Origin of the sequence: Desulfuribacillus alkaliarsenatis (assembly GCF_001730225.1) — a bacterium.
Lineage (GTDB): Bacteria > Bacillota > Bacilli > Desulfuribacillales > Desulfuribacillaceae > Desulfuribacillus > Desulfuribacillus alkaliarsenatis.
The window spans coordinates 410588-433950 of sequence record NZ_MIJE01000001.1 but is presented as its reverse complement, the minus strand read 5'-3'; the positions used below and the strand labels follow the sequence as shown (position 1 = coordinate 433950).

Sequence of the window (23363 nt, the reverse complement as noted above, 5' to 3'; positions counted from 1 at the left end):
TTTAGTGCTATCTGAAGTTCAACAACTGATACTTCCTCTTATTAAATATTGCAAGTTTGTCATAGCCTACCTCTGCTATCAGCGGGATTACATCTTCATATCCAGAGCCAACATCTTCTGGTGTATGGGCATCAGAAGACAGGCAAATAGGTATATCTTTCTCATAAAATTTACTTAACCACTCGGGCTTAGGATACAATTCACGCACTGGCTTCCTGTAACCTGCAGTACTAACTTCAACAACCAAATTATTAGTCGCTATACTGTCAATAACCTGATCGATTAATTGGAACAAGTCATCTCTCATCTCTGGCACGTGACCAAAGATCTTTATAACGTCAAAGTGCCCTACAATATCAAACAATTTACTTTCGGTAAGTTTTAGAAGTGTTTCGAAATATACTTTATAGACATCAGTAACATTTCGCTTACTCCACTCGTCCTTCATCTCACTTAAGTCAAATCCCCATTGATCAATCCAGTGAATGGAGCCTATTACATAATCCCATGGATATTTTTCAAGAAAGTTCTGGATTGCTTCTTCTTTTCCTGGAATGTAGTCCATTTCTATTCCTACTTTAATATTAATACCATTTTCCCTAGCAGTAAACAACATATCTAGGTATTCATCGATAGACTCTGTTTGACGTTTAGCAATCCACGGGTTGTATAATATTTCTTTTGTTTCCTTAAATCTATAGGCGTGTTCACTTATACCTAACTCAGTGATACCTTCTTCTTTTGCTTTGTCTATAAATTTCTGCAGCCATTCTAATTGATATTTTCCCCGTTCTACATGAACGTGATAGTCCGTAAGCACCGTTTAACACCTCATTTTTTATAGGCTATTTATACTATTCTATACGAAATCGTAAAATCCTTTTTTTTGCTAAATTTAAGAAGCTAATTTCGGTAGCTCAATTGTAAACGTTGTGCCTTTACCAACTTGGCTTCGTACTGAAATTTCTCCGCTATGAGCTTCTATAATATTTTTACTAATAGCTAAACCGAGACCTGTCCCGGATTTAGATCTAGTTCTGGCCTTATCAGCTTTATAGAATCGCTCAAATACAAATGGAACATCTTCCTCTGGTATCCCTACACCATTATCAGTGACTTCAATAATTATCATATCATTAAGAGCTGCTTTGATTTCTATCTGACCTTTTTCATCTGTATGGCGAATAGCATTATCAATCAAATTAATAAGCACTTGTTCTATTCTTGCTACATCTATATAGGTATATATTGGTTTATTTCCTTGAATAGTCAAAGTAAAGTTTTTATTTTCGTGTAGTTTTTTATACTTTTTTATAAGGTTGTCAAGTATTTCGCCTACTTCTACTGTTTCTTTCTCTAATTCTATTTGTCTAGCTTCGAGCTTAGCTAAATCTAATAAATCGTTTACAAGTCGCTTCATTCGAATTGACTCGTCATAGATTATACCAGCCAGCTCATTTCTCATTTTAGGATCATCGGCTATATCATCTAACAATGCTTCACTGTAGCCCTGCAGCATTGATAGAGGTGTCCTAAGCTCGTGGGATACATTAGCAACAAAATCTTTACGTAATTTATCCATTCTCTTTTCTTCGGTTACATCACGAAGCACTACAACAACACCGTTAATTTTGTTCATATGATACAGCGGGTCTATAGTAACTGCATAAGAACGACCATCCATAGTAGTATCATAATATGTTTCTTCCTCTTTTGTAAAAGCATCTTTGAAAATCTCTACTAATTCCTGTGGCAATCTATCTATTGGATATTTATATCCTGTTCGATAGTTTAATATCCATCTTTTTAACAACTTCGTTGCTGGTGGATTTGCAATTACTATTTGTTGATTCTTATTAATAGTTATTACAGCATCTGACATACTGCTTAGAATACTATTTAATTGTTCTTTTTCTTTATTTAATGATTGTATTGAGCTATTAAGCTCTAAAGCGAGAACATTCATTGTCCTACCTAGCGTACCTATCTCGTCTTCCGTCTTAACTTCTATATTACCTGTGAATTTACCCTCAGCCATGCTTTGTGCAACTTCATTCATTTGTAGTAACGGATCGGATATCCGCTTAGTTAAATAAAACGCTAATACTATGCTTAATAAAAATGCAATTGTAAAGGTATACACAATTAGCATTTTAGCTTCATTAATAATTTCCGTTATTTGCTGCGCAGGCTTATAAACCATTACAACACCAAATATTTCTCTTCTTTGATTTACTAGTGGAACTGCTACAGATAAAATTTCTGTTTGGGTATCTACTATTGTTCCACGCTGCGTCACAGAAAAACCGCTATACACCAACTCGATATCTTCAGCGGAAAATCTCGCTTCTTCAGGTATTTCATCAATTCTTGGTCCAGTTGCAATTGTACCTATTGATTCCCATCGTGTGTCTATCACCACTGATGCGTTAATCTCCCGGGCTAATTCCCATATAATTTCAGTAGCAAGCTTCTTATCTTCTCTAAAGACTACTACCTCTGCTATATGATTAGCTTTAGATAATAGACTCCTGATTTCAAACGAGTAGTATAAATCATCGAAGTATTTACCTAAGAACACCCCTAAAAATGCTATCGCTACTAACATTAGTATTAAAATCGAGAGCCATAATTTTAATATAATACTTTTTCGTATCATGCTAGAACCCCATCGTTTAACTTTCTATTTTTCCAGGCTTGAATTTATAACCGACACCCCAGACGGTTGCAATTCTCTGCTCAGCATCTGGAGATATTTTCCCTAGTTTCTCTCGTAATCTTTTAACATGGGTATCTACTGTCCTTAAATCACCAAAAAAATCATAGTTCCAGACTTCTTTAAGTAATTCTTCCCTACTAAAAACTTTATCAGGCTTTCGTGCTATATAATAAAGTAAATCATATTCCTTTGGAGTTAAGCTTACTTCTTGGCCATTAACCTGTACGGCATGTGCATCGTGGTCAATTATTATATCAGGAAAAATCAACACATTAGCAGACTGATTTCCAGTTTCTAAATATGCTGTAGCTGATGACCTTTTTAATAGAGCTTTAACACGCATCACTACTTCACGTGGACTAAAGGGCTTGACAACATAATCGTCAGCGCCTAGTTCAAAACCATGAATTCTATTTTCTTCTTCTCCCTTTGCTGTTAATAATACAATTGGTAATGTCATCGTTTCCCTGACTTTTTGACATATTTCCCAACCATCCATACCTGGCAACATGATATCTAATAGTACAAGATCATAATTGCCGTTAAGTATTTTATTATAGGCAGTTAAACCTTCGTCAGCTTCTTCAATAATAAAACCTTCTCTTTCTAGGTATAATTTCAATAATTGTCTAATACGATCTTCATCATCTACGATAAGTATCTTCTTAGTTTCTTCCAATTTTGCACACCTCATTTTTTAAATATCTAGCATTCTTTTTAGTTCAATAAGCTCTTCCGACTGTAATTGTCTGTACCGTCCAGGCTTTAGTCCCTCTACTGACAAAAACCCAATTCTTTCACGACTCAGTCTTAATACTGGATGACCTATTGCATCTAACATCCTACGTACCTGTCTATTTCTTCCTTCATGAATTGTAATTTCAACTACAGCGTTATTATTTTCAATTTTTATTATCCTAGCATTAGCAGGTGCTGTGATTCCGTCCTCTAGCTGAATTCCTGACTGTAATTTTTCAAGAGCTGCTGCATCAGGTATACCTTTAATCTTAGCTAGGTAGACTTTATCAATTTCATAGCTAGGATGGGCAAGTCTTTGAGCTAAATCCCCATCATTAGTTAATATCAAAAGACCACTTGTATCAATGTCTAATCTGCCAACAGGATACACACGATGCTGTACGTCCTTTAATAAGTCTAGAATAATCCTCCTGTTTTGTGGATCTGAAGCGGTGGTTACGTATCCTCTGGGTTTATTTAAAAGTATGTATATTTTCTCTTCTGTGTTTATCCTCTGCCCATACACCTTCACATCATCCGCATGGGGATTTACTTGATATCCCATTTCTTTAATAACTCGTCCATTGACAGTAACTGCTCCTGATTCTATCAGTTGTTCGCTCTTTCGTCTAGAAGCAACTCCACAGGCAGCCATGTACTTTTGTAATCGTTCCATATCGTCACCATTTTCTACAAACATTTTAGTTGTCATATCATTCATTATACCAAACCTCTACTACCTTAATCAAAATAAGCAAATAAAGATGTTTAACATGACAAAAGACTGACATAAATAACATATCAGTCTTGTTAGTGGTTTATCAAGAAAAAAATTTGTTTCAACTTAACTAATGCTAGTTTTTATTGACCGCCAAATACAAGTACACAGATGTAAACAGCAGCTAAAAAACCACCTAAATCGGCTAATAGACCGACCTTCAAAGCATATCTTATTTTCTTTACGCCAACGCTCCCGAAATAAACAGTTAACACATAAAGAGTTGTGTCAGTGCTACCTTGAACAGTACTGGCAATTCTACCAATTAATGAATCTGGTCCATATGTGTTCAAGATATCAGTCGTAAATCCAAGGGCTGCGCTACCTGAAATAGGCCTGAGTATACCTAAAGGAAAGACTTCTTTAGGTATCATTAAAGGGGCAAGTATTGGTTCTACAAGACGCAGGAAAAAATCAAGGGCTCCAGACTCTCTAAAAATCGTAATAGCTACCATCATCCCAACCAAATGGGGCATTATTGTAATAGCTGTCGTAAATCCACTCTTTGCCCCCTCAATAAATGTTTCATAAACGGGTATTTTTTTTATAAAATAGGCATAAAGTGGAATTCCTACCACAATGCTAGGTATAGCCCATGTTGAAATTATAGCTATTGAGTCAAACACATACTTTCCCCCTAGTTGTTCAATATATATGCCTCTCTTTTCTCCGATAATATTTATCTACAGAAATGGCCACAAATGTCGATATCAAGGTAGCAAAAATTGTTGTAAAAACAATTTCTGTTGGGTCAGCAGACTCAAACTTTAATCTCAACCCAATAATTGTTGTTGGAATTAAAGTAATACTTGATGTATTTAGTGCCAGTAAAGTACACATTGCTTTACTGGCGACTTCCTTATTTTTGTTTAGCTTTTGTAGCTCCTCCATGGCTTTTAGTCCCAAAGGTGTAGCCGCATTACCAATACCTAGCATGTTAGCGCTCATATTGGATAATATATAACCCATTGCAGGATGATTTTTGGGTATTTCCGGAAACAAAAACTTTGCTATCGGCGATAATAATATAGATAGTTTATCAATTAAACCTGCCTTTTCGGCTATCTTAACAATTCCTAACCAAAAAACAAGAATGCTAATTAGACCTAAGCTTACTCCTACCCCTAACTCTGCCCCTTTAAGTATCGAACTTGTCACTTGGTCAATATTACCAGCTAATGCTGAATATCCAATTCCAAAGGCTACAAAAAATAACCAAATGCCGTTAATCATCGAAAAAAATTACGCAAGCGTTCAAAAAATCCTAAACGCTTAACTTCTGTATCACTATATAGTGGAATCCGTGCTATTTTCTCGCCCTGGAAGTCTATAATCACATCACCAATATGCTCATCCTTAGCTACTGGAGCTTTAATAGTGGTCGGTAGTTCCCATGCGTATGTAAAATCATTCTCCTCACCTTCAATGATTGGATAATATATTCGCTTTTTTGCGACAACATTAATAGCATCTGCTTGACCATTGATAACAATAATTTCCTGCAATGGTGTTTCTATTTCAACCACATGATGTCGATGGTATGTTTCAAAACCATAGTCTAACAAGCGTGCCGAGTCACGCCACCAGTCTGGTGCATTTAGCACTATAGTGGCAAGCTGCCAATCGTCTTTTGAAGCTGATGAAGCCAGACAGCGTCCAGCGCGCTTTGTATACCCTGTCTTTACGCCATCTCCACCAGGATATAAGCTCAACATCTTATTTTTATTATAAAATACCCGGTCATAGCTTTCGCCTTCCCACGGTACTTTCTTAACTTTTGTACTAACGATTTCTTTAAAAACAGGGTTACGTAAAGAGTATGCTAGTAATTTTCCCATATCATTTGCTGTAGAATAGTTCCCTTCACCCCAATCAAGACCATGTGAGTTAGAAAACATCGTACCATTCATACCTAGCTCAAGCGCTTTCTTATTCATAAGCTCAGCAAATTCATCCATGCTACCACTAACATGTTCTGCTATAGCCGTTGCAGCGTCATTCCCTGACCTTAACATAAGTCCATACAACATATCATGAAGCTTCATTTTTTCGTTAAGCTTCAAATATATAGATGAGCCTTCTACCCCAAAAGCATTCTTACTGGTTTTTACCTTATCGTCTAAATCAGCATTTTCTATTGCTAAAATAGCAGTCATAATTTTAGTTAATGAAGCTATTTTCATCTGCTTGTCGGCATTTTTACTATAAAGCACTCTACCAGTTTCTACGTCAACAAGCACTGCAGTTTCTGCACTAATTGAAACAGCCGCTACCACCATCGGTTTAAAGCTAATTGTAAGTAGGCATGTGATAATAATTATAGAAATAACTTTTTTACATGGTGTGTATAATTTATAACCATTCATTTATCAATCCCTCCCAATTGTAATATATGTCCCAAACAAATTAGCTAGAACGAAAAAAACAAGCCCAATAATTAGGCTTGCTTTAAAATACAATTGAATTAATAGCTGACGTTCTTTATATATAACTAAACATGGTCTTGATTTGTTGAGTTACTATCTTTATTTATGGCTTTTTGTATTTTTTCAACTACTTCAGGTGTAAGGTCAATAATACGATTTAATAAGTGCGTATTATTATCTAAAGATAATAAGCGTATGTCACCATTCCTAATTACTAAAAATGCCACAGGAGAAATCGAAACCCCTCCTCCGCTTCCACCACCGAAAGGATACGAACCAATTTTATCAGTTTCACCGATATCAAACTCAGTACCCCCTGCAGCAAAACCAAAACCAACCTTTGATATGGGAATGATTAAGCTTCCATCTGGAGCTTTTACTGCATCCCCTACAATCGCGTTTACATCTATCATACCTTTAATATTTTCCATTGCAGTTGACATTAAGCTTTTGATTGGATGTTCAGACATGGCGAACTCCCTTCCTATACATGTTTAAAAATTTTATACCAACATACATAGCATATCCTACCTTAAATTGGAATATACAGTGCAACTGGGTTTTCATGTGGTTTTGTTGAAATTCTGGAGTAACATTGATACTCGGTTTTGATAATAATGGAAAAAAATAAAATACTTGCTGCAACAATGTACCTTTGAGCGCCCACATACCACCTACCGTAGGCCCTAATACTGCTGCATCATCTATACCTATATGTGTTGTCCATTGAAACTTAATGATTTTGAAACCATTTAAAAGCTGACGCATCTGTTTTAAGAAATGATGTAGATTTCTAGTTAACTTGCAAATTATTCTGATTAATCTTCTAATTAACCTTAAGTTGAGGTTATTATTTTTAATTTCACCTGAAAATAATTTTTTTGATTTCAAACGAACCCTTAACTTATTATCTTTCTTTACGATATCGATAATAGGAAATTCTTTTTTTATCGTAATGAATCTTAATAAAACTAACTTAATAGATAGATAGTCATTTTCATCTCCATGTCTTTGAAATAATATTTCTACTTTGGTATTAGTTATTAGAATTAATAAAACAAAAAAACTTAAAAAAATTAATAAAATTAAATACCAAGGCAACATAAAGAATCCCCCATTAGACTTTCGCTTAGACAGTGGCTTCACGAAATCCATGTTATCTTCACTAGTATTGCCAAAAATGGAATAAATAAAAGCTATAAACTAGACAAAACAAAAAACATAACTATTCGCTATGTTTTTCATCAAACAGACTTCTAATTTGCTCTTCTTCGTCAAATGAAAGATCGGGAAGTGGAGGTAAATCCTTTATCTCTTTTAATCCAAAACAATCAAGGAAATCATGGGTAGTTCTATATAATCTAGCTCTACCAACACCTTGTTTTCTACCTGCCTCTTCGATTAGATTTCTTTGTAGGAGTGTGTTAATTGCTTTCTCTGACTTAACACCCCTTATCTCTTCAACTTCAGACCTAGTTAAAGGCTGCTGGTATGCTATAATCGCAAGAGTTTCAAGTGCTGCTTGAGATAATGATGATTGTTGATTTTCTTTAACAAGCTTCTCATAATATGCTGCATGTTCAGCACAGGTTGTTAATTGAAAAACATCTGCAATTTGGACAATCTGAATTCCTCTATTAAATCTTTTAAAATCAGACTGCAAATCATATAGTAGGTCAAGTGCATCATCTACATCCGTCTCTAGGATTGTACTTACCTGTGTAGATGATATGCCTTCTTCCCCTGCCAAGTAAAGGATTCCTTCTATAATACGCTTTTTTTCTAAATCATCCATTTACATCCCCCATGTCTTCTCTGGCCTCATTAACTACAGGAATGATTATAAAGTCCTCAAATAAGCTGTCCTGAATACATGTAACTTCTCTAGACTTCATCAATTCTAGTACTGCTAACAAAGTAGAAACTACCTCAGCTGTATTGTTTGTAATAATTAAATTCGAGAAGGATACAATATCCTTCTCTTTTAATTGTATACGTATATGCTCAATTTTTTCTTGAACGGAAATCTGGTCTTTTTGAATTGTAGCAACAGGTTCAATTTTATTACGCTTTTGCATTAAGAATATGTATGCGCGAACTAGTTCATAAATTGAAATCCCGTCTAATTGCATACTATAACCAGATGTTTCTGACTGCATTAGCGCAGAAGGAGGCTTAGAGAGGAATAATCCTCGATTTAATTCTCGCTCTTTTAGAAATTCTGTGACATTTTTATATTTTTTATATTCTATGAGTCTACGTATTAACTCTGCTTGAGGATCAAGCTCTTCATATTCTAAGTCAGGCTCTAAAAGTTCAATTGGCTTTGGTAATAACTTCCTGCTTTTAATCGAAAGTAATGTGGCCGCCATTAATATGAACTCACTAGCAATATCAAGCTCTAATTTTTGCAAGGCATTTAGATATTCTAGGTACTGCTGTGTAATCTCAGCGATAGATATATCATAAATATCTACCTCAGCTTTATCAATTAAATGTAGTAATAAATCAAGCGGACCCTCAAATGACTCTAACCTTACTTTATACGCCATTGTTATATCCCCATAATTTTCCTGACTTTTTCCATAGTTTCGTTCGCTACTATTCTAGTTTTTTCAGCACCATCAGCTAATACGTCATAAACGTAATCTGGGTTATTCTTGAGTTCTTGCTTCTTTTCATAGATTGGCTGAATCAACTCTGTTAGCTGTATTGCCAGTGCCTTTTTACAGTCCATGCAGCCAATACTTCCTTGCTTACATGACTGCTCTGTTTCTACAGCATTAGATGCGTTAAAAATTTTATGGTAGGCATATGCGCTACAAACATCTGGATTACCAGGGTCATTTTTACGAACTCTATTTGGATCAGTAACCATACTCCTAACCTTTTGAATAACTTCATCAGGGCTAGCTGTAAGCCTTATATAGTTGTTATAGCTTTTACTCATTTTTCGGTTATCAAGACCTGGTAGAACTTTGTTCTCAGTTAATTTCGCTATTGGGTCATTAAAAACCTCAGTATTATATAGATGGTTGAAGCGTCTACCAACTTCCCTTGTCAGTTCAATATGTGGTACTTGATCTTCTCCAACTGGTATAACCTCTGCTTGACAGATTAGTATGTCTGCAGCTTGCAACAATGGATAGCCTAAAAATCCATAGGTGTTGATTTCCTTTTCTTTAAGCTGCTGTAGTTGATCCTTATATGTAGGTACCCTTTCAAGCCAAGATAATGGGATTACCATTGAAAACAACAAATGTAATTCAGCTATTTCCTTAATATGCGACTGTCTAAAAATCGCACACTTATCTGGGTCTAGACCTGCAGCTAGCCAGTCGCAAGCCATATCAAATATTCGTTCTTCTAGCTTATCCGTTTCCTTGTATGCAGTTGTCAGTGCATGCCAGTCTACTATAGAAAAATAACAATAATATTCATTTTGTAATTGCACCCAATTTTCTAGCGCCCCTAGGTAATTACCCAGATGTAATTCACCTGTTGGACGCATCCCACTCATCAATGTCGTCTTTGTTTGCCCTTGCATTATTTACCTCCTAAGAAACCTTTTTATCAAATTCCACGAATACTGGTCAAGCTTCTTAGAAATTATAACCTATTTACAGATTAAATCACAAGTTAAGCGTAGGATGATTTCTAAAAATATACTTATTTCTTAAACTGCATACTTAAATTTGCCATTTCAATTGCTGAAACAGCTGCTTCCCAGCCTTTATTACCAGCTTTTGTTCCTGCACGCTCAATCGCCTGTTCAATAGAATCAACCGTTAATACTCCAAAAATAACTGGCAAATCAGTTTTCATCGTAGTAGCTGCTACTCCCTTTGCAACCTCGCTGCATACATAATCAAAATGTGGTGTCGATCCTCGAATAACTGCACCTAAGGTAATCACGGCATCATACTTTTCAGTGTTAGCCATTTTTTGTGCGATTAAAGGGATTTCAAATGCCCCAGGAACCCATGCAGTGTCAACGTTATCTTCTTCAATACCATGACGCTTTAACGCATCCAGTGCTCCTGATAATAATTTCGATGAGATAAATTCATTAAACCTTCCAACTACAATTCCTATTTTTAACCCTTTTCCAATTAAATTACCTTCAAATGTTCTCATGTCCTATCTCCTTTGTTTATTATAGTAGATTTAATATATTTTGTTTTCAGATATGATTTACTGCTTCATACTAGAGGTCTAACATATGTCCTAGCTTTTCTTTTTTTGTTTTTAGGTAACCACTATTACAAGTACAGCATCCTACCTCTAGAGGCACCCTATCTACAATTCTAAGTCCATATCCTTCTAAGCCTTTTAGCTTTTTAGGATTGTTGGTCATTAGACGAATATCTTTCACGTTTAAATCCTTTAATATTTGAGCACCTATACCGTAGTCTCTTAGGTCAGCTGCAAACCCTAACTGCAGGTTAGCTTCTACAGTGTCTAGTCCTTGGTCTTGCAAATTATATGCCTTAATCTTATTGGTTAACCCGATGCCGCGACCCTCTTGGCGCATGTATAATAGTACCCCAGATCCTGTCTCATCGATTTTTCTTAAGGCTTCATGCAGCTGTGATCCACAATCGCAGCGTAACGACCCTAAGACATCACCAGTTAAGCATTCGGAATGGACACGCACAAGTACAGGCTCTTCTTCTTTAATTTCGCCCTTTACGATTGCTAAATGCTCTTTTGTGTCAAAGCTATTTTTGTAGACTAATACTTTAAATTCACCATATTCAGATGGCAATTTAGCTTCTGCAGCGACCTCCACATGCTTTTCATTGGATGCTCGATAACTAATTAAATCTTTAATTGTTATCATTTTTAAATCATATTTCTCAGCAATAACTTGTAATTCTGGTACCCTTGCCATTGTACCGTCATCGTTAATTATTTCGCAGATTACACTGGCAGGATAACTGCCAGCAAGCCTCGACAGGTCTACTGAAGCTTCTGTATGACCAGCGCGCACAAGAACTCCGCCATCCTTCGCAACTAACGGAAAGATATGACCAGGCTTTTTGAAGCTCTCAGGCTTAGCATCAGGGTTCAACATTTCCATTATTGTCTCTGATCGTTCAAAAGCAGATATTCCCGTAGTTGAGTTGGGTCCATCGATAGAAACTGTGAAGGCTGTACAATGTGGATCCGTATTGTTATCAACCATTGGCTGTAGCTTTAGCTCCTTAGCCCTTTGACAAGTTATTGGAACACATACTAACCCACGACCCTTCGTTATCATAAAGTTAATATTTTCAGGGGTAGCCTTGTCTGCTAGGCAAACAAAATCCCCTTCATTTTCACGATCTTCATCATCAACAACTATAATAATTTTGCCTGCTTTTAAATCATCTAAAGCTTCTTCGATGCTATTGAACATATCTTCTCCTCCATATCTAACAATTGATTTCCATTTTCAATTTAGAGCATTCCTTTTGATGCTAAATATTCCATATCAATTTTAGCTTTGCTTGTTGCTTTAGTTTTAGCTTGATCATCCCTTGAGTAAAGTAGTTTTTCTACATACTTAGCAAGCATATCACATTCTACATTTACATAATCACCACTCTGCTTACTACCGAGGATTGTTACGTCTTTAGTGTGCGGAATTAGTGAAATAGAAAAGCTTGATGCATCAACATCTACTAATGTTAAACTGATTCCATCTATAGTCACAGAGCCTTTTGGAACCATATATTTTAATAGTGTTTGAGCAGGCTTAAATGTATATATAATTGCATTTGCTACTTCTTTCTTATCAATTATTGTTGCAATACCATCTATATGACCACTTACAATATGTCCTCCAAAACGCCCTCCCACTTGCATAGCACGTTCTAGGTTCACTGGGCTACCAGACTTTAGCTCCTTAAGATTTGTTTTCTCAATAGTTTCTGGCATCACATCAACGGAAAACATATTTTTGCTGAACTCTGTCACTGTTAAACAAATCCCATTTACTGCGATACTATCTCCAATGTTCACATCTTCTAGTACTACCTGAGCTTTAATTGATAAGCGTTTGCCTAATCCTTTTACTTGTTGAATTGACTGAATGTTACCTATTTCTTCAACAATACCTGTAAACATTGGTTTTTCACCTATCTTTCCTTTGTTTCTTAGGGTATCCCGTTATTAAAATATCATTATCTAATTGCTCAATTTCTATATTATCTAGTTGAATCGCCTGGCTCATAAGTTCAAGTCCCCTACCTCCAAAGGCAGTAATTGCTGACTCTCCGCCAATAATTTTCGGAGCTATGAATACCATAAATTTATCGTGCTTTTGAGCTTCTAAAAAACTGCCATGAACTTGACTTCCACCTTCTACGAGCACACTAGTTATACCAGCTTCTCCAAGCCTCTTAAGGCAATCTGCTATATCAATTCTGTTTTCCATTTCCTTACATACAATAACCTTTACACCCAGTTTTTCTAGCCTTATGGCCTTATTCTTATCTCTTTTTTCCGTGCAAGCTATAATTGTAGGTGCAACGTTCATATCTAGCACCTGGGCTGACTCTGGTATCGATAGCTTGCTATCCAATATAATGCGGGTTGGATTTATGCCACCCTCTGGCAAACGCGTGGTAAGAATTGGGTTATCTGCTATGATAGTATGTACGCCAACCATTATACCATCTACTTGATTACGAATTTGATGGACTTTGTTTCTTGATGCTTCATTTGTTATCCATTTACTATCATTAGTTCTAGTTGCTATCTTACCATCTAGGGTCATAGCTGTTTTTAAAATAATAAACGGCTCTTTTTTTGTTATAAACTTATGAAATACTTCATTTAATTGTTTTTCTTTGTGCTCAAGCAGTCCAATTTCAACCTCTATGCCTGCTGCTTCGAGCCTTTTAATCCCCTCACCAGCTACTAAAGGATTTGGATCTAACGAAGCTACATACACCTTAGAAATCCCTTCCTTGATAATTCTTTCTGTACATGGAGGTGTTTTACCATAGTGATTGCATGGCTCTAACGTAACATACATGGTAGCTCCCTTTGCCTCTATGCCAGCCATATTCAATGCATTTACTTCCGCATGCTCTTTACCTGCACACAGGTGTGCACCCATACCTATGATACGTTGATTCTTAACTACCACTGCACCAACCAATGGATTAGGGCTTGTTCTACCTATTGCTGAAGCTGCTAATTTTATTGCTAATTCCATATACTCTACCGCCGTCATCACGTCACCCCCAAAGACTGAAATGTACCAAAGCTATTTACGCTCATGACTAGGTCATAAAAAACGCCCCTTCTATATAAAAGGGGCGATACGCAACAATAGTTGTGTCATGAATATATTAAATAAACATGGCAAAACAAGTATGGCAAAAAAGCTTTAGATAAACTGATATCCCATCCAGACTTTAACTGTCGGCTTTGGTTTTACACCAAATCTGCCATTTACACTAAATCATTTAGCGAAACAGCTCGCGGGCTTCGTTATGCACGTTACCGCCGGTCGGGAATTACACCCTGCCCCTTGTCAGTTCATCTTATTCAATTGAAATTTATAAATCTGATAGTATAAAACACATGTTACCTAATGTTTATAGTTTTGTAAAGCACTTATTCAAATTGATCTTACAGAAATCTTTCTGGTATACGGTCGTTTTTGATGATGTCATTTAAGCTTTCACGCTCTACCACTAAATCTGCTTGACCGTTTTGCACGAATACAACAGCTGCTCTCGGAATACGGTTATAGTTATTAGCCATAGAATATCCATATGCACCAGTGCTTGAAACTGCTAATATATCTCCAGGATTTACAGCTGGTAAGTCAACATCCCAGATTAGCATGTCGCCACTTTCGCAGCATTTTCCAGCAACAGATACTGTTTCAAGCTTTGTTTCATTCGCTTTATTAGCAACCATCGCCTCATATTTTGCCTTATACATTGCTGGACGCAGGTTATCTGTCATCCCACCATCAACTGCTATATACCTGCGGATTCCTGGAATATCCTTATAGGTTCCTATAGTATAAAGGGTTGTGCCCGCTTCTCCAACAATACTTCTTCCTGGCTCTACCCAAATCTCTGGAGCGTCAAGGCCTAATTTCTTAGATTCTGCCTGAATTGTTTCTGATAATGCTGCGATATAGTCACCAACAGGTAATGGAGTATCTTCCTTATGATAGCGAATACCAAATCCTCCACCTAAATTCAGCACCTGTAAAGGCATACCAAAGTCTTTTTTAACTTGAGCAAACCAATTAACCATTTTATCAGCTGCCATTTGGAAACCTTTAACATCAAAGATTTGCGAACCAATGTGAGCATGGAAGCCTAATAACTCAATGTTATTTAGTTCTTGCACCTTTTCGACTCCAGTCCTTGCTTGACCATTATTCAAATCAAAGCCAAACTTAGAATCTGCCTGCCCTGTCTGAATATACTCATGGGTATGTGCTTCCACTCCAGGGGTAATCCTCATCAGAATTTTTGCTGTTTTACCCTTGTCTGCAGCCAGCTTATTTAAAAGCTCAAGCTCACAATAGTTGTCTACTACAAAGCACCCTATATTTTCATCTAATCCATAATTAATTTCTGATACGGTTTTATTATTTCCATGGAAATGGATTCTTTCCCTTGGAAAATCAGCCTTAACTGCAGTATGTAGTTCTCCCTCAGAAACAACTTCTAAGGACATTTTTTCTTGATTAGCTAGCTTGTACATAGCCACAGTAGAAAAAGCTTTACTAGCATAGGCAACCTGATATTTTAGACCACTTTTTTGAAAAGCCTCATGATATTTTTGAATCTGCTGACGTATTAACGCTTCATCAAAAACATATAAAGGCGTGCCAAATTCCCTAGCCAATTCTACCGTATCACATCCACCTATTTCCAAATGACCCTTATCATTAATTTTACTCGTACCATGTAAATACATTATTACCGCTCCCTTACTCCCAATTTAGAATAATCGAAAATCCATGTTAGTTATTTTAACATTAACATCATACAATTTCAATCTTTACGATCTATCCAGAACTGCTATGCAAATATTGCTTAATTATTCACTTTGCTTTTTGCTTTATTCTGATACTTGCCGCATTTATCTCCCCAGCAAGCAATTACCTCATCATTCATTACCGTCTCTATCACTTCACAGCTATTTGGACAATCATTGCAGTCATAACCTCGTGTTAAAAACTTCTGGTCAGACATTTCAAACCCTCTAAAGTTTGTTTTCTTAGTCTCCATTACTTCTTCTTTAGCTAAAATTGCACAGCCAATTGCACCCATAACATTGTAGTATTCTGGTATATGAATTTCCAGTTCTAGTACTTCTTCAAAGGCCTTTTTCAGACCTGCATTAGCAGCAACCCCACCTTGGAATATTACAGGTCCGACAATGTTTTTACCTTTAGCTAGGTTGTTAATAAAGTTACGGGCTAGTGCTTTACACAAGCCATATATAATATCCTCGATATTACAACCAATCTGCTGTTTATGAATCATATCTGATTCTGCGAAAACCCCACATCTTCCTGCAATTCGTACATCTACACTCGATTGTAATGCATAGGTTCCGAACTCTTCTATCGGTATGCCTAGCCTTGATGCTTGCTGATCTAAAAAGGAACCTGTACCAGCAGCACATACAGTATTCATTGCAAAGTCTGTAATTATCCCATTTTCTAATAATATCAGCTTAGAATCTTGGCCGCCGATTTCAATTACAGTTCGAACATCTGGAATAAGATACTGTGCAGCAACAGCGTGAGCCGTAATTTCATTCTTAACGACATCTCCGCCAGCAATTATACTAGTTAAGTTTCTAGCACTACCAGTCGTACCTACACCAGCAATTTTTACGTTTTCAGGTAATTCTTTAGCCAGTAGCTTCATACCATTTTGCACTGTTTGAATTGGTCGGCCATGGGTTCTTAAATATAGGGAGGTTATTACCTTGCCCTGTTCATCTATAGTAACTATATTAGTACTTACCGAACCAACATCTATGCCTAGGTATACATTCATACTAAAACCTCTTTCTTCTGTTTTTTCTTTCGACGCACTAAATCAACAAAGGCTTCTAATCTAGTATCAACACCAGCTTCCCCTGAATGCTCATCAAAAATCAGTGATAAAGCTGGTATGTTTTCTTTTTCAGTAACATGGTCTAGAACTGCCATGCTAACGATTTCTGGAACACATGTAAACGGCATAATCTGAACTACTCCATCAAATCCTTTACGTCCATATTTAATTGTATTTGCTATGGTATGGAGACCATGGCCACCAAACTCATTTCTCATATACGGCTTTGCAAGTTTAAATAATTGTTTATTACTTTGCGTTTTAAAAACCTTTTCTCTAATATAGTCGCTAACGTATTCTGTACGAATCAGACTAACGCCTAAATTGCCTAGCTTCTCATCTACGTTTAAATTGGCAGTAGGCTCAAGCATTAAATAGATTTCACCTATTACTGCCATTTGTAACACGTCTCTATTATAGTCTTTGGGAATAGCATCTAACTCAACAACTAATTGATTGTATACTGTCTCGATTTCTGCATTTGTAGTCGCTGCATCTACTTTAACGATTGCTTTCTTCCATAATGCACTATGGCTACCACTAATGATTTCATATGCCCTATTTTTTAAAATGCGACCCTCAATAGAGTCGAGTGCATTTACTTTCTTCCAGCCGAAATGTATAGCTTTCAGTAGCTGTAACCAACTCTTGTCTGGAAAATAAGATTTAATACTTTTAAAAAAGTCTTTTCTACCTGTTTTTGGCTGTTCAATAACTAAAACATTTACATTATAACCAAGGTCAGTTAAAATTTCTCGATGGACCTGTGCAAAATATCCAAATCTACACGGCCCATGACCGCCTGCCATCACGACAGTGTCTGCACCTTTTTCAATAGCTTCAATAAAATTTCCTAGGTTTATCTTTAATGGTAAACACGCAGACTCAGGCCCATTAATACTTCCCAGCGTCATCGTTCGCTTTGTAATTGGTGGGGGAACAACAACCTCAACATCCAATGCTTCAAACAACGCTTTTATCCCTACATAGAAGCTCCCCATGTGTGGAAAGGTTACTTTCATCTTTATAGCCTCCTTTATCTTTACGCTTAATCATGTCAATAAACGCTTCTAATCTAGTAACAAAACCAGCTTCACCTGTATGTTCGTCAATAGTTAAAGAAAGCATTGGAATTTCTGATTCACGTTTACAAAGCCTCTCTATTAGCTCCTTAGTGATCGCATCTGGACCACAGGCAAAGGCATTTAAAATAATCATTCCGTCTATATCTTTTTTAGCTAAATGATAGAAAGAAGCGCCCATGATTTCCCTGTTCAATGACCAAAACATATCCTTTTGTAAATTCTCTAAGGATTTATCTATGACATCACCTTCTAGCATCTCTGGCGTTTTAATCTCACAACCCATTTCATCTAGCTTATTTAAAAGATTCATAGACATATGAGGGTCGTGTAAAATATACGAATGACTGATAACTGCAATTTTGAATGGCTTATTTGTAGCTTGTTGCTGGCTATTTTCTAAAAAGTTTGTATCTGCAAATGTAGCAGATTGTTTCTGATAAATTTTTAAAGCTTCTGTATAGCTGTAGCCTGCTAATACTAATTGTTTGTAGTTTTCATTAGCCTTAAAGGCCTTACTTACAGCATTGTATATTCGCACAGGATTTTTATTCAGTCTACTGGCAAGCTTTAAAACCTCTAGATAGAATTCTTTCTTAGTAATCCTCATATTAATTGTTGGGTCTAATATTTCTGGTAGGTTAAATGTTTGCGTGGTGTTTCTAATTAAATCTGGTAGACCTAAAAATTTTGGACACAAATATCGATGCTTTTCTACACTAATAAAACGCGGGATAAAGATAAAATCAACTTTTTCCTTTGTAAGTTTAATCACATGCCCTAAATACACCTTAAGAGGTAAACACGCTTCGTCAATGGTGTTCATTACCCCTTGCTGCATAATTTCATTGTTTGTGTCTGGCGATACAACAACTTTAACTCCTAATTCACGAAAAAACATATCCCACATAGGGAAGTATTTATGATATAAAAATGCCCTTGGTATTCCTATTTTCAAGTTTAATACCCTCCTCTAAATTAATAACTATTCGATATGAAATTTAATTTATAGCATTTAGTCTTCAGCCTTTAGGTTTAAAGGTCACTGCAATTAGAAAAGCGAATATTATTGCCGCTGAAATTCCAGCACTAGTAACCTCAAATATACCTGTTAAGATTCCAACTAAACCATTTCTTTCAGCCTCCGTTAATGCTCCGTGAACTAAGGCATTCCCAAAGCTCGTAATGGGTACAGTAGCTCCTGCGCCTGCATAATCAATCAAGGGCTCGTATAAACCAAGTCCATCTAATACTGCACCGACGACTACTAAAGTCGCCATAACATGTGCAGGTGTCATCTTTAAAACATCTATCATAAGCTGACCAATGATACATATAATTCCTCCAACATAAAAAGCAGTAAAGTATGTTCCCATTAATTGTTCCCCTTTCTTTCAATAGCAACTGCATGGGCAATGCAAGGAATAGATTCACCCTGCATATAACTAACTGGACTTAATAGTGCACCAGTGGCAACGATTAATACTTTATTAAGTTTTCGCTTTAATAATTGATTCATTACGTATCCGTAGGTTACTGTGGCACAGCTAGCGCAACCACTACCTCCGGAAAATACTTCCTGTCTGCTTCGATCGTAAATAAGTAATCCACTATCATTATATTCATTTCCTAAGATGATGCCTTCCTTCTTAAGTAGTTCCTTTGCAATTGGGTGTCCGACACTAGCTAAATCACCCGTCATTATTAAATCATAGTCATCGGGCTTACGATTAATATCTCTAAGGTGGGTTGCTATTGTATCAGCTGCTGCAGGTGCCATTGCAGTACCCATGTCAAAGGGATTTTTCACACCTAAATCCTGCACCTTACCAATAGTTGCATAAGTAACCTGGATATCTGTAGGAACTGTACTAACAACGATTGCACCAGCTCCTGTCACCGTATATTGAGCTATTAAAGGCTTTTGTCCCCCATACTCAGTGGGGTATCGATATTGGCGCTCTGCAGTAGCATTATGGCTAGAGGTTGCCGCTAATGCATATTTGCCATATCCGCCATCAATCAATGTAGAGGCAATTGCTAGTCCTTCCATTGACGTGGAACAAGCTCCATAAATACCTAGAAAGGGCTGCCCTAAATTTCTTGCTGAAAATGCTGCGCTTATATTTTGATTCAATAGATCTCCAGCAATGTAATAATCGATATCTGTTTTTGCGATGTTAGCTTTTTTAATTGCTAAATCAACACTTCGCTCCATTAAGAATAGCTCAGCCTGCTCCCAGGTATCCTTGCCCATATACTGATCCTGATAAAGTTCATCAAATTCACTTGCCAGCGGACCTTGATATTCCATCTGTCCACCCACGCTCGAACTACTAGTAATGTATGCGTTATCGAATTTTAAAGTTTGTTTTCCGAGCTTCTTTGACAACTTACATCATCCCCCAAAGTGTTTTAATTAATGCGATGAAAAACGCTGCTACAACTCCAAATACAATAACAGAACCAGCCAGTTTAAACATATTTCCGCCAACACCTAATACTAATCCTTCAGAACGATGTTCAAGGGCTGCAGAAGTCATTGCATTAGCAAAGCCAGTCACTGGCACCGCAGAACCTGCTCCAGCAAATTGACCAATTCTATCATACACACCAAGTCCAGTTAATAGTGATGCAATAAATATTAGCACTGCAACCGTAGGTGCCCCCACAGTTTCTGGCGTAAAATTAAAATGTGTAAGGAGTATATTTTGCACAAACTGTCCAAAAACACAAATAAGACCACCTACTACAAAAGCAACTACTACATTACGTATAATTGGTGGTTTGGGACTCATTTGTTTTGTCATTTTTTTATATTGCTGTTTTTGTATTTGCATCCATTCCACTTCCTTTTACTATTTAATACTCACATGAAATAACCAATAAAATAACGAGCCCGATACTTTCCCCAAAATCAAAGCCATCACAAAGTAAGAGATATAGGCAGTCATCTTTAGTCGTTTACCCATTATTGGTAAAACATTAAATACCTCTGTCAATCCAGCAGCTAATAAACCAATGAACACCCCACCTAGTAACCCAAATATTACCTGTCCAATAAGCCAAGTATTTAAATTGAATGATAATACATCAATCAAAGTCCAGGAAAATGCACCTAGTATTAATGCTGACTGAAATTTAGTAATACTATTACTAGCTCGACAAACTTGGGCAAGTCTTGGCAGTATGTCTAAGACAGTTAGAATAGCCGCAAACGCTCCACCGATAGCTAATCCCCCAGCAAATCCCAAAACCAATTCCATAAAATAATGCATTATGCATCATCCTTTTTATTAAGCTTTGGTTTTTTTACTAGGTATTTATTTATATTGTCATCATATAAGAACATTTCTACTTCTAAAGGACTAGGTTCTTCATTAATTTTCTTTTTAAAAACATTGTTGAAAAACACCATCATTCCAATTCCTATTCCTAAAGAATATGGAATTTGAATCCAGTATGGGGTGTCAGATTCTTCGCCAGTCAATAGATAATGTAGCCTTTGGTGAACTTCCTTCATGCTTGTATCTTCGTGAAAATACATAATTGTAAGCCCTGCACCAAAATAAAGTAATATCCAAGCAATAGCAACAAGTATGACGGAGACGTTCTTTTGCTGTCGTATTTTCTCTACTACTATGTTGTCAGCGCCGACAATATTGACTGTGTGGTCTGGCAGTGCATTTTGAATTTTTTTAACTATATCAATTGCAGAAATTACAATTATATCCTTGTCATCATTAGTTAAAGTATAGACCTTAATTTTACTAACTATACATGGATTTGGGGCTGCAATTCTTGCAACATCCTGAACGTAAATAGACTGCTTATCCTTTTCTATCAAGACTTTATTTTTTAATTGAATGTAAATGTCAGGCATAAAAAAACCCCCAGTTTTTTAAACTGCAGGTTTAGTATTTGTTCATGATTTTTTAATATTCAACTTATTTGTTCTTTAATATAACAGAGAATTTTCTTTTCTAAGCGTGATACTTGAACTTGCGAGATTCCAAGACGCTCAGCAACTTCTGTCTGAGTCTTATCCTTAAAATAGCGCAGATAAATTATAAGCCTTTCACGTTCTGGGAGCTCTTTAATCGCCTCTGCTAAAGCAATTTTATCAAACCACTTATCTTCGTCAGTATTCGTAATTTGATCCATTAAATATATTGGGTCTCCATCGTTCTCGAAAACTGTTTCGTATATTGACTTAGGCTGTCTATTAGCCTCTAAGGCAAATACTACTTCTTCTGTAGCTACTGATAAAGCTTCTGCTATTTCACTAATTTTAGGGGTCCTAGATAGGGTTTTTGATAAATGATCCTTTGTCTTTTTTATTTTTTGTGACAATTCTTTAATTGATCTACTGACTTTGACAGATCCATCATCCCTGATAAATCGTTGTATTTCTCCTATAATCATTGGTACTGCATATGTAGAAAATTTAACATCGTAGGATAAATCAAACTTATCTATTGCCTTTATTAAACCGATACTACCAATCTGAAATAAGTCATCTGGCTCGTAGCCACGATTAATAAATCGTTGCACCACAGACCATACTAGCCTTAAGTTAGAATTAACAATCCTATCCTTAGCCTCATGGTCTCCCTGCTGACTTCGAATTATTAGCTCCTTCAATTCTTCATCTTTTAAATACATACCCTTCACCTAATTCACTGGAACAGAATTTTGAATTTTTTTTCGCATAGTTATTTGTGTTCCTTTTTCCACAATTGACATTATTTCAATTTCATCGACTAAATGCTCCATAATAGTAAAGCCCATACCAGAACGTTCAAGATCTGGTCGTGATGTATAAGTCGCCTCCCTAGCTAGCTCCAAATCAGCAATTCCGCAGCCCTCATCTTTTACAATAATTTCTATAACATTATTAACAATTGTTGCCTCCAAATATACCATTGCTTCTTGATTATTATAACCATGAATAATTGCATTGGTAACTGCCTCAGAAACAGCAGTCTTAATATCTTCTAGCTCTTCAATCGTTGGATCTAGCTTTGCTGCGAAAGCTGCAACGGTAGCCCTAGCAAAACCCTCATTTCCAGAAACACTTGAGAACGATAATATCATTTTATTATTTTGTACCACCGTTTTACTCCTCCCCTAATGCCTTTAATGCATCTATTTCATCTTGATAAAAGTTTATTATTTTTCTTAAGCCAGACAACTCAATAATCTTATCTACTTGCCTATTCACACAACAGATTGCAAGCTGACCACCATCATTGGTTACTTGCTTATATCTACCTAGTATTACCCCTAAACCACTAGAGTCCATAAAAGTTAGCTTATCCATGTTCAATATCATATTAGCTGCTAACTTTTTGCCCCACTCACCCTCAATCGCAGTGCGTACTAGACTTGATGTGTATTGATCAAATTCTCCTTCTAAATAAAAAATCACCGTGTTTTTTACAACCTTACTTTTTATTTGTAAATTCATTATTCACTCCTCCTTTAAACCTCCATTTCTACATTGAAAATCTAAATTCCTGCTAC

Annotated in this window: 28 protein-coding genes and 1 riboswitch; all 28 genes read right to left on the bottom strand. The window is 36.3% G+C overall.

Annotated features, from left to right (window positions below; translation table 11 throughout):
* Window positions 1-7: 7 nt before the first annotated feature.
* Complete coding sequence (locus BHF68_RS02185) at window positions 8-820, bottom strand: histidinol-phosphatase (protein WP_069641996.1); 813 nt, start codon at window positions 818-820, stop codon at window positions 8-10.
* 75 nt (window positions 821-895) lie between these two features.
* Window positions 896-2659 (bottom strand): ATP-binding protein, encoded by a 1764-nt coding sequence (locus tag BHF68_RS02180; RefSeq protein ID WP_069641995.1) that lies wholly within the window; start codon window positions 2657-2659, stop codon window positions 896-898.
* A 16-nt stretch (window positions 2660-2675) separates the two neighbouring features.
* A complete protein-coding gene (locus BHF68_RS02175) occupies window positions 2676-3398 on the bottom strand; it encodes a response regulator transcription factor (RefSeq protein WP_069641994.1) in 723 nt (240 codons plus the stop codon).
* Window positions 3399-3416: 18 nt separating this feature from the next.
* Window positions 3417-4133 carry a pseudouridine synthase gene (locus tag BHF68_RS02170; RefSeq protein WP_069642271.1) on the bottom strand — a complete coding sequence of 239 codons (717 nt, stop codon included), beginning with the start codon at window positions 4131-4133 and terminating at the stop codon, window positions 3417-3419.
* Window positions 4134-4318: 185 nt separating this feature from the next.
* A complete protein-coding gene (locus tag BHF68_RS02165) occupies window positions 4319-4861 on the bottom strand; it encodes a spore maturation protein (protein ID WP_069641993.1) in 543 nt (180 codons plus the stop codon).
* Between the two features lie 19 nt (window positions 4862-4880).
* On the bottom strand, window positions 4881-5468 hold the full coding sequence (locus tag BHF68_RS02160; RefSeq protein WP_069641992.1) for a nucleoside recognition domain-containing protein: 588 nt from the start codon (window positions 5466-5468) through the stop codon (window positions 4881-4883).
* The gene (locus BHF68_RS15305) at window positions 5465-6601 is read right to left on the bottom strand and encodes a D-alanyl-D-alanine carboxypeptidase family protein (protein WP_069641991.1); all 1137 of its coding nucleotides are present in this window, start codon (window positions 6599-6601) and stop codon (window positions 5465-5467) included. Before BHF68_RS15305 ends, BHF68_RS02160 begins: the two co-directional genes overlap by 4 nt.
* Before the next feature lie 125 nt (window positions 6602-6726).
* Window positions 6727-7131, bottom strand: coding sequence for a GerW family sporulation protein (gene ytfJ / locus BHF68_RS02150; protein WP_069641990.1), 405 nt, complete (start codon window positions 7129-7131; stop codon window positions 6727-6729).
* Window positions 7124-7765 (bottom strand): DUF2953 domain-containing protein, encoded by a 642-nt coding sequence (locus BHF68_RS02145; RefSeq protein ID WP_069641989.1) that lies wholly within the window; start codon window positions 7763-7765, stop codon window positions 7124-7126. The genes ytfJ and BHF68_RS02145 overlap by 8 nt, the downstream gene beginning before the upstream one ends.
* A 121-nt stretch (window positions 7766-7886) precedes the next feature.
* Window positions 7887-8456: an SMC-Scp complex subunit ScpB gene (gene scpB / locus BHF68_RS02140; protein ID WP_069641988.1), complete on the bottom strand. Its 570-nt coding sequence runs from the start codon at window positions 8454-8456 to the stop codon at window positions 7887-7889.
* Window positions 8449-9213, bottom strand: a complete 765-nt coding sequence (locus BHF68_RS02135) for a segregation and condensation protein A (protein WP_069641987.1) — start codon at window positions 9211-9213, stop codon at window positions 8449-8451. The genes scpB and BHF68_RS02135 overlap by 8 nt, the downstream gene beginning before the upstream one ends.
* 2 nt (window positions 9214-9215) lie before the next feature.
* Entirely contained in the window at window positions 9216-10208 is a 993-nt protein-coding gene (trpS, locus tag BHF68_RS02130) for a tryptophan--tRNA ligase (protein ID WP_069641986.1), read from the bottom strand.
* A gap of 122 nt (window positions 10209-10330) precedes the next feature.
* Window positions 10331-10798 carry a 6,7-dimethyl-8-ribityllumazine synthase gene (gene ribH / locus BHF68_RS02125; RefSeq protein ID WP_069641985.1) on the bottom strand — a complete coding sequence of 156 codons (468 nt, stop codon included), beginning with the start codon at window positions 10796-10798 and terminating at the stop codon, window positions 10331-10333.
* Between the two features lie 70 nt (window positions 10799-10868).
* Window positions 10869-12062, bottom strand: a complete 1194-nt coding sequence (locus BHF68_RS02120) for a bifunctional 3,4-dihydroxy-2-butanone-4-phosphate synthase/GTP cyclohydrolase II (RefSeq protein ID WP_069641984.1) — start codon at window positions 12060-12062, stop codon at window positions 10869-10871.
* Window positions 12063-12103: 41 nt separating this feature from the next.
* Window positions 12104-12772: a riboflavin synthase gene (ribE, locus tag BHF68_RS02115; RefSeq protein WP_069641983.1), complete on the bottom strand. Its 669-nt coding sequence runs from the start codon at window positions 12770-12772 to the stop codon at window positions 12104-12106.
* A 7-nt stretch (window positions 12773-12779) separates the two neighbouring features.
* Complete coding sequence (gene ribD, locus BHF68_RS02110; RefSeq protein ID WP_069641982.1) at window positions 12780-13886, bottom strand: bifunctional diaminohydroxyphosphoribosylaminopyrimidine deaminase/5-amino-6-(5-phosphoribosylamino)uracil reductase RibD; 1107 nt, start codon at window positions 13884-13886, stop codon at window positions 12780-12782.
* Window positions 13887-14047: 161 nt separating this feature from the next.
* A riboswitch (FMN riboswitch) is annotated at window positions 14048-14197 on the bottom strand.
* 90 nt (window positions 14198-14287) lie between these two features.
* Entirely contained in the window at window positions 14288-15601 is a 1314-nt protein-coding gene (gene lysA, locus BHF68_RS02105; RefSeq protein WP_069641981.1) for a diaminopimelate decarboxylase, read from the bottom strand.
* 119 nt (window positions 15602-15720) lie between these two features.
* Entirely contained in the window at window positions 15721-16695 is a 975-nt protein-coding gene (locus BHF68_RS02100; RefSeq protein WP_069641980.1) for an acyl-CoA dehydratase activase, read from the bottom strand.
* Entirely contained in the window at window positions 16692-17777 is a 1086-nt protein-coding gene (locus tag BHF68_RS02095) for an acyl-CoA dehydratase activase-related protein (protein ID WP_069641979.1), read from the bottom strand. Before BHF68_RS02095 ends, BHF68_RS02100 begins: the two co-directional genes overlap by 4 nt.
* Complete coding sequence (locus BHF68_RS02090) at window positions 17719-18795, bottom strand: acyl-CoA dehydratase activase-related protein (RefSeq protein ID WP_084019137.1); 1077 nt, start codon at window positions 18793-18795, stop codon at window positions 17719-17721. Before BHF68_RS02090 ends, BHF68_RS02095 begins: the two co-directional genes overlap by 59 nt.
* Window positions 18796-18859: 64 nt before the next feature.
* The gene (spoVAE, locus tag BHF68_RS02085; protein WP_069641978.1) at window positions 18860-19213 is read right to left on the bottom strand and encodes a stage V sporulation protein AE; all 354 of its coding nucleotides are present in this window, start codon (window positions 19211-19213) and stop codon (window positions 18860-18862) included.
* On the bottom strand, window positions 19213-20229 hold the full coding sequence (gene spoVAD, locus BHF68_RS02080) for a stage V sporulation protein AD (protein ID WP_069641977.1): 1017 nt from the start codon (window positions 20227-20229) through the stop codon (window positions 19213-19215). The genes spoVAE and spoVAD overlap by 1 nt, the downstream gene beginning before the upstream one ends.
* Before the next feature lies 1 nt (window position 20230).
* A complete protein-coding gene (spoVAC, locus tag BHF68_RS02075; RefSeq protein WP_176719861.1) occupies window positions 20231-20677 on the bottom strand; it encodes a stage V sporulation protein AC in 447 nt (148 codons plus the stop codon).
* A gap of 18 nt (window positions 20678-20695) precedes the next feature.
* Window positions 20696-21115 (bottom strand): stage V sporulation protein AB, encoded by a 420-nt coding sequence (locus BHF68_RS02070; RefSeq protein WP_069641976.1) that lies wholly within the window; start codon window positions 21113-21115, stop codon window positions 20696-20698.
* The gene (locus BHF68_RS02065; RefSeq protein WP_069641975.1) at window positions 21115-21720 is read right to left on the bottom strand and encodes a stage V sporulation protein AA; all 606 of its coding nucleotides are present in this window, start codon (window positions 21718-21720) and stop codon (window positions 21115-21117) included. Before BHF68_RS02065 ends, BHF68_RS02070 begins: the two co-directional genes overlap by 1 nt.
* Window positions 21721-21779: 59 nt before the next feature.
* Complete coding sequence (gene sigF / locus BHF68_RS02060; RefSeq protein ID WP_069641974.1) at window positions 21780-22502, bottom strand: RNA polymerase sporulation sigma factor SigF; 723 nt, start codon at window positions 22500-22502, stop codon at window positions 21780-21782.
* 9 nt (window positions 22503-22511) lie between these two features.
* The gene (spoIIAB, locus tag BHF68_RS02055; RefSeq protein ID WP_069642268.1) at window positions 22512-22934 is read right to left on the bottom strand and encodes an anti-sigma F factor; all 423 of its coding nucleotides are present in this window, start codon (window positions 22932-22934) and stop codon (window positions 22512-22514) included.
* 22 nt (window positions 22935-22956) lie between these two features.
* Window positions 22957-23307: an STAS domain-containing protein gene (locus BHF68_RS02050; protein ID WP_069641973.1), complete on the bottom strand. Its 351-nt coding sequence runs from the start codon at window positions 23305-23307 to the stop codon at window positions 22957-22959.
* Window positions 23308-23363 lie beyond the last annotated feature (56 nt).

Bases quoted from the DNA above. Each gene is read 5' to 3' on its own strand.
- BHF68_RS02180 (WP_069641995.1), bottom strand. From the start codon at position 2,659: ATGATACGAAAAAGTATTATATTAAAATTATGGCTCTCGATTTTAATA.
- BHF68_RS02170 (WP_069642271.1), bottom strand. From the start codon at position 4,133: ATGGAACGATTACAAAAGTACATGGCTGCCTGTGGAGTTGCTTCTAGA.
- BHF68_RS02160 (WP_069641992.1), bottom strand. From the start codon at position 5,468: ATGATTAACGGCATTTGGTTATTTTTTGTAGCCTTTGGAATTGGATAT.
- BHF68_RS15305 (WP_069641991.1), bottom strand. From the start codon at position 6,601: ATGAATGGTTATAAATTATACACACCATGTAAAAAAGTTATTTCTATA.
- ytfJ (WP_069641990.1), bottom strand. From the start codon at position 7,131: ATGTCTGAACATCCAATCAAAAGCTTAATGTCAACTGCAATGGAAAAT.
- BHF68_RS02145 (WP_069641989.1), bottom strand. From the start codon at position 7,765: ATGTTGCCTTGGTATTTAATTTTATTAATTTTTTTAAGTTTTTTTGTT.
- scpB (WP_069641988.1), bottom strand. From the start codon at position 8,456: ATGGATGATTTAGAAAAAAAGCGTATTATAGAAGGAATCCTTTACTTG.
- BHF68_RS02135 (WP_069641987.1), bottom strand. From the start codon at position 9,213: ATGGCGTATAAAGTAAGGTTAGAGTCATTTGAGGGTCCGCTTGATTTA.
- trpS (WP_069641986.1), bottom strand. From the start codon at position 10,208: ATGCAAGGGCAAACAAAGACGACATTGATGAGTGGGATGCGTCCAACA.
- ribH (WP_069641985.1), bottom strand. From the start codon at position 10,798: ATGAGAACATTTGAAGGTAATTTAATTGGAAAAGGGTTAAAAATAGGA.
- BHF68_RS02120 (WP_069641984.1), bottom strand. From the start codon at position 12,062: ATGTTCAATAGCATCGAAGAAGCTTTAGATGATTTAAAAGCAGGCAAA.
- ribE (WP_069641983.1), bottom strand. From the start codon at position 12,772: ATGTTTACAGGTATTGTTGAAGAAATAGGTAACATTCAGTCAATTCAA.
- ribD (WP_069641982.1), bottom strand. From the start codon at position 13,886: ATGACGGCGGTAGAGTATATGGAATTAGCAATAAAATTAGCAGCTTCA.
- lysA (WP_069641981.1), bottom strand. From the start codon at position 15,601: ATGTATTTACATGGTACGAGTAAAATTAATGATAAGGGTCATTTGGAA.
- BHF68_RS02100 (WP_069641980.1), bottom strand. From the start codon at position 16,695: ATGAATGTATACCTAGGCATAGATGTTGGTTCGGTAAGTACTAATATA.
- BHF68_RS02095 (WP_069641979.1), bottom strand. From the start codon at position 17,777: ATGAAAGTAACCTTTCCACACATGGGGAGCTTCTATGTAGGGATAAAA.
- spoVAE (WP_069641978.1), bottom strand. From the start codon at position 19,213: ATGGGAACATACTTTACTGCTTTTTATGTTGGAGGAATTATATGTATC.
- spoVAC (WP_176719861.1), bottom strand. From the start codon at position 20,677: ATGCAAATACAAAAACAGCAATATAAAAAAATGACAAAACAAATGAGT.
- BHF68_RS02070 (WP_069641976.1), bottom strand. From the start codon at position 21,115: ATGCATTATTTTATGGAATTGGTTTTGGGATTTGCTGGGGGATTAGCT.
- BHF68_RS02065 (WP_069641975.1), bottom strand. From the start codon at position 21,720: ATGCCTGACATTTACATTCAATTAAAAAATAAAGTCTTGATAGAAAAG.
- sigF (WP_069641974.1), bottom strand. From the start codon at position 22,502: ATGTATTTAAAAGATGAAGAATTGAAGGAGCTAATAATTCGAAGTCAG.
- spoIIAB (WP_069642268.1), bottom strand. From the start codon at position 22,934: ATGATATTATCGTTCTCAAGTGTTTCTGGAAATGAGGGTTTTGCTAGG.
- BHF68_RS02050 (WP_069641973.1), bottom strand. From the start codon at position 23,307: ATGAATTTACAAATAAAAAGTAAGGTTGTAAAAAACACGGTGATTTTT.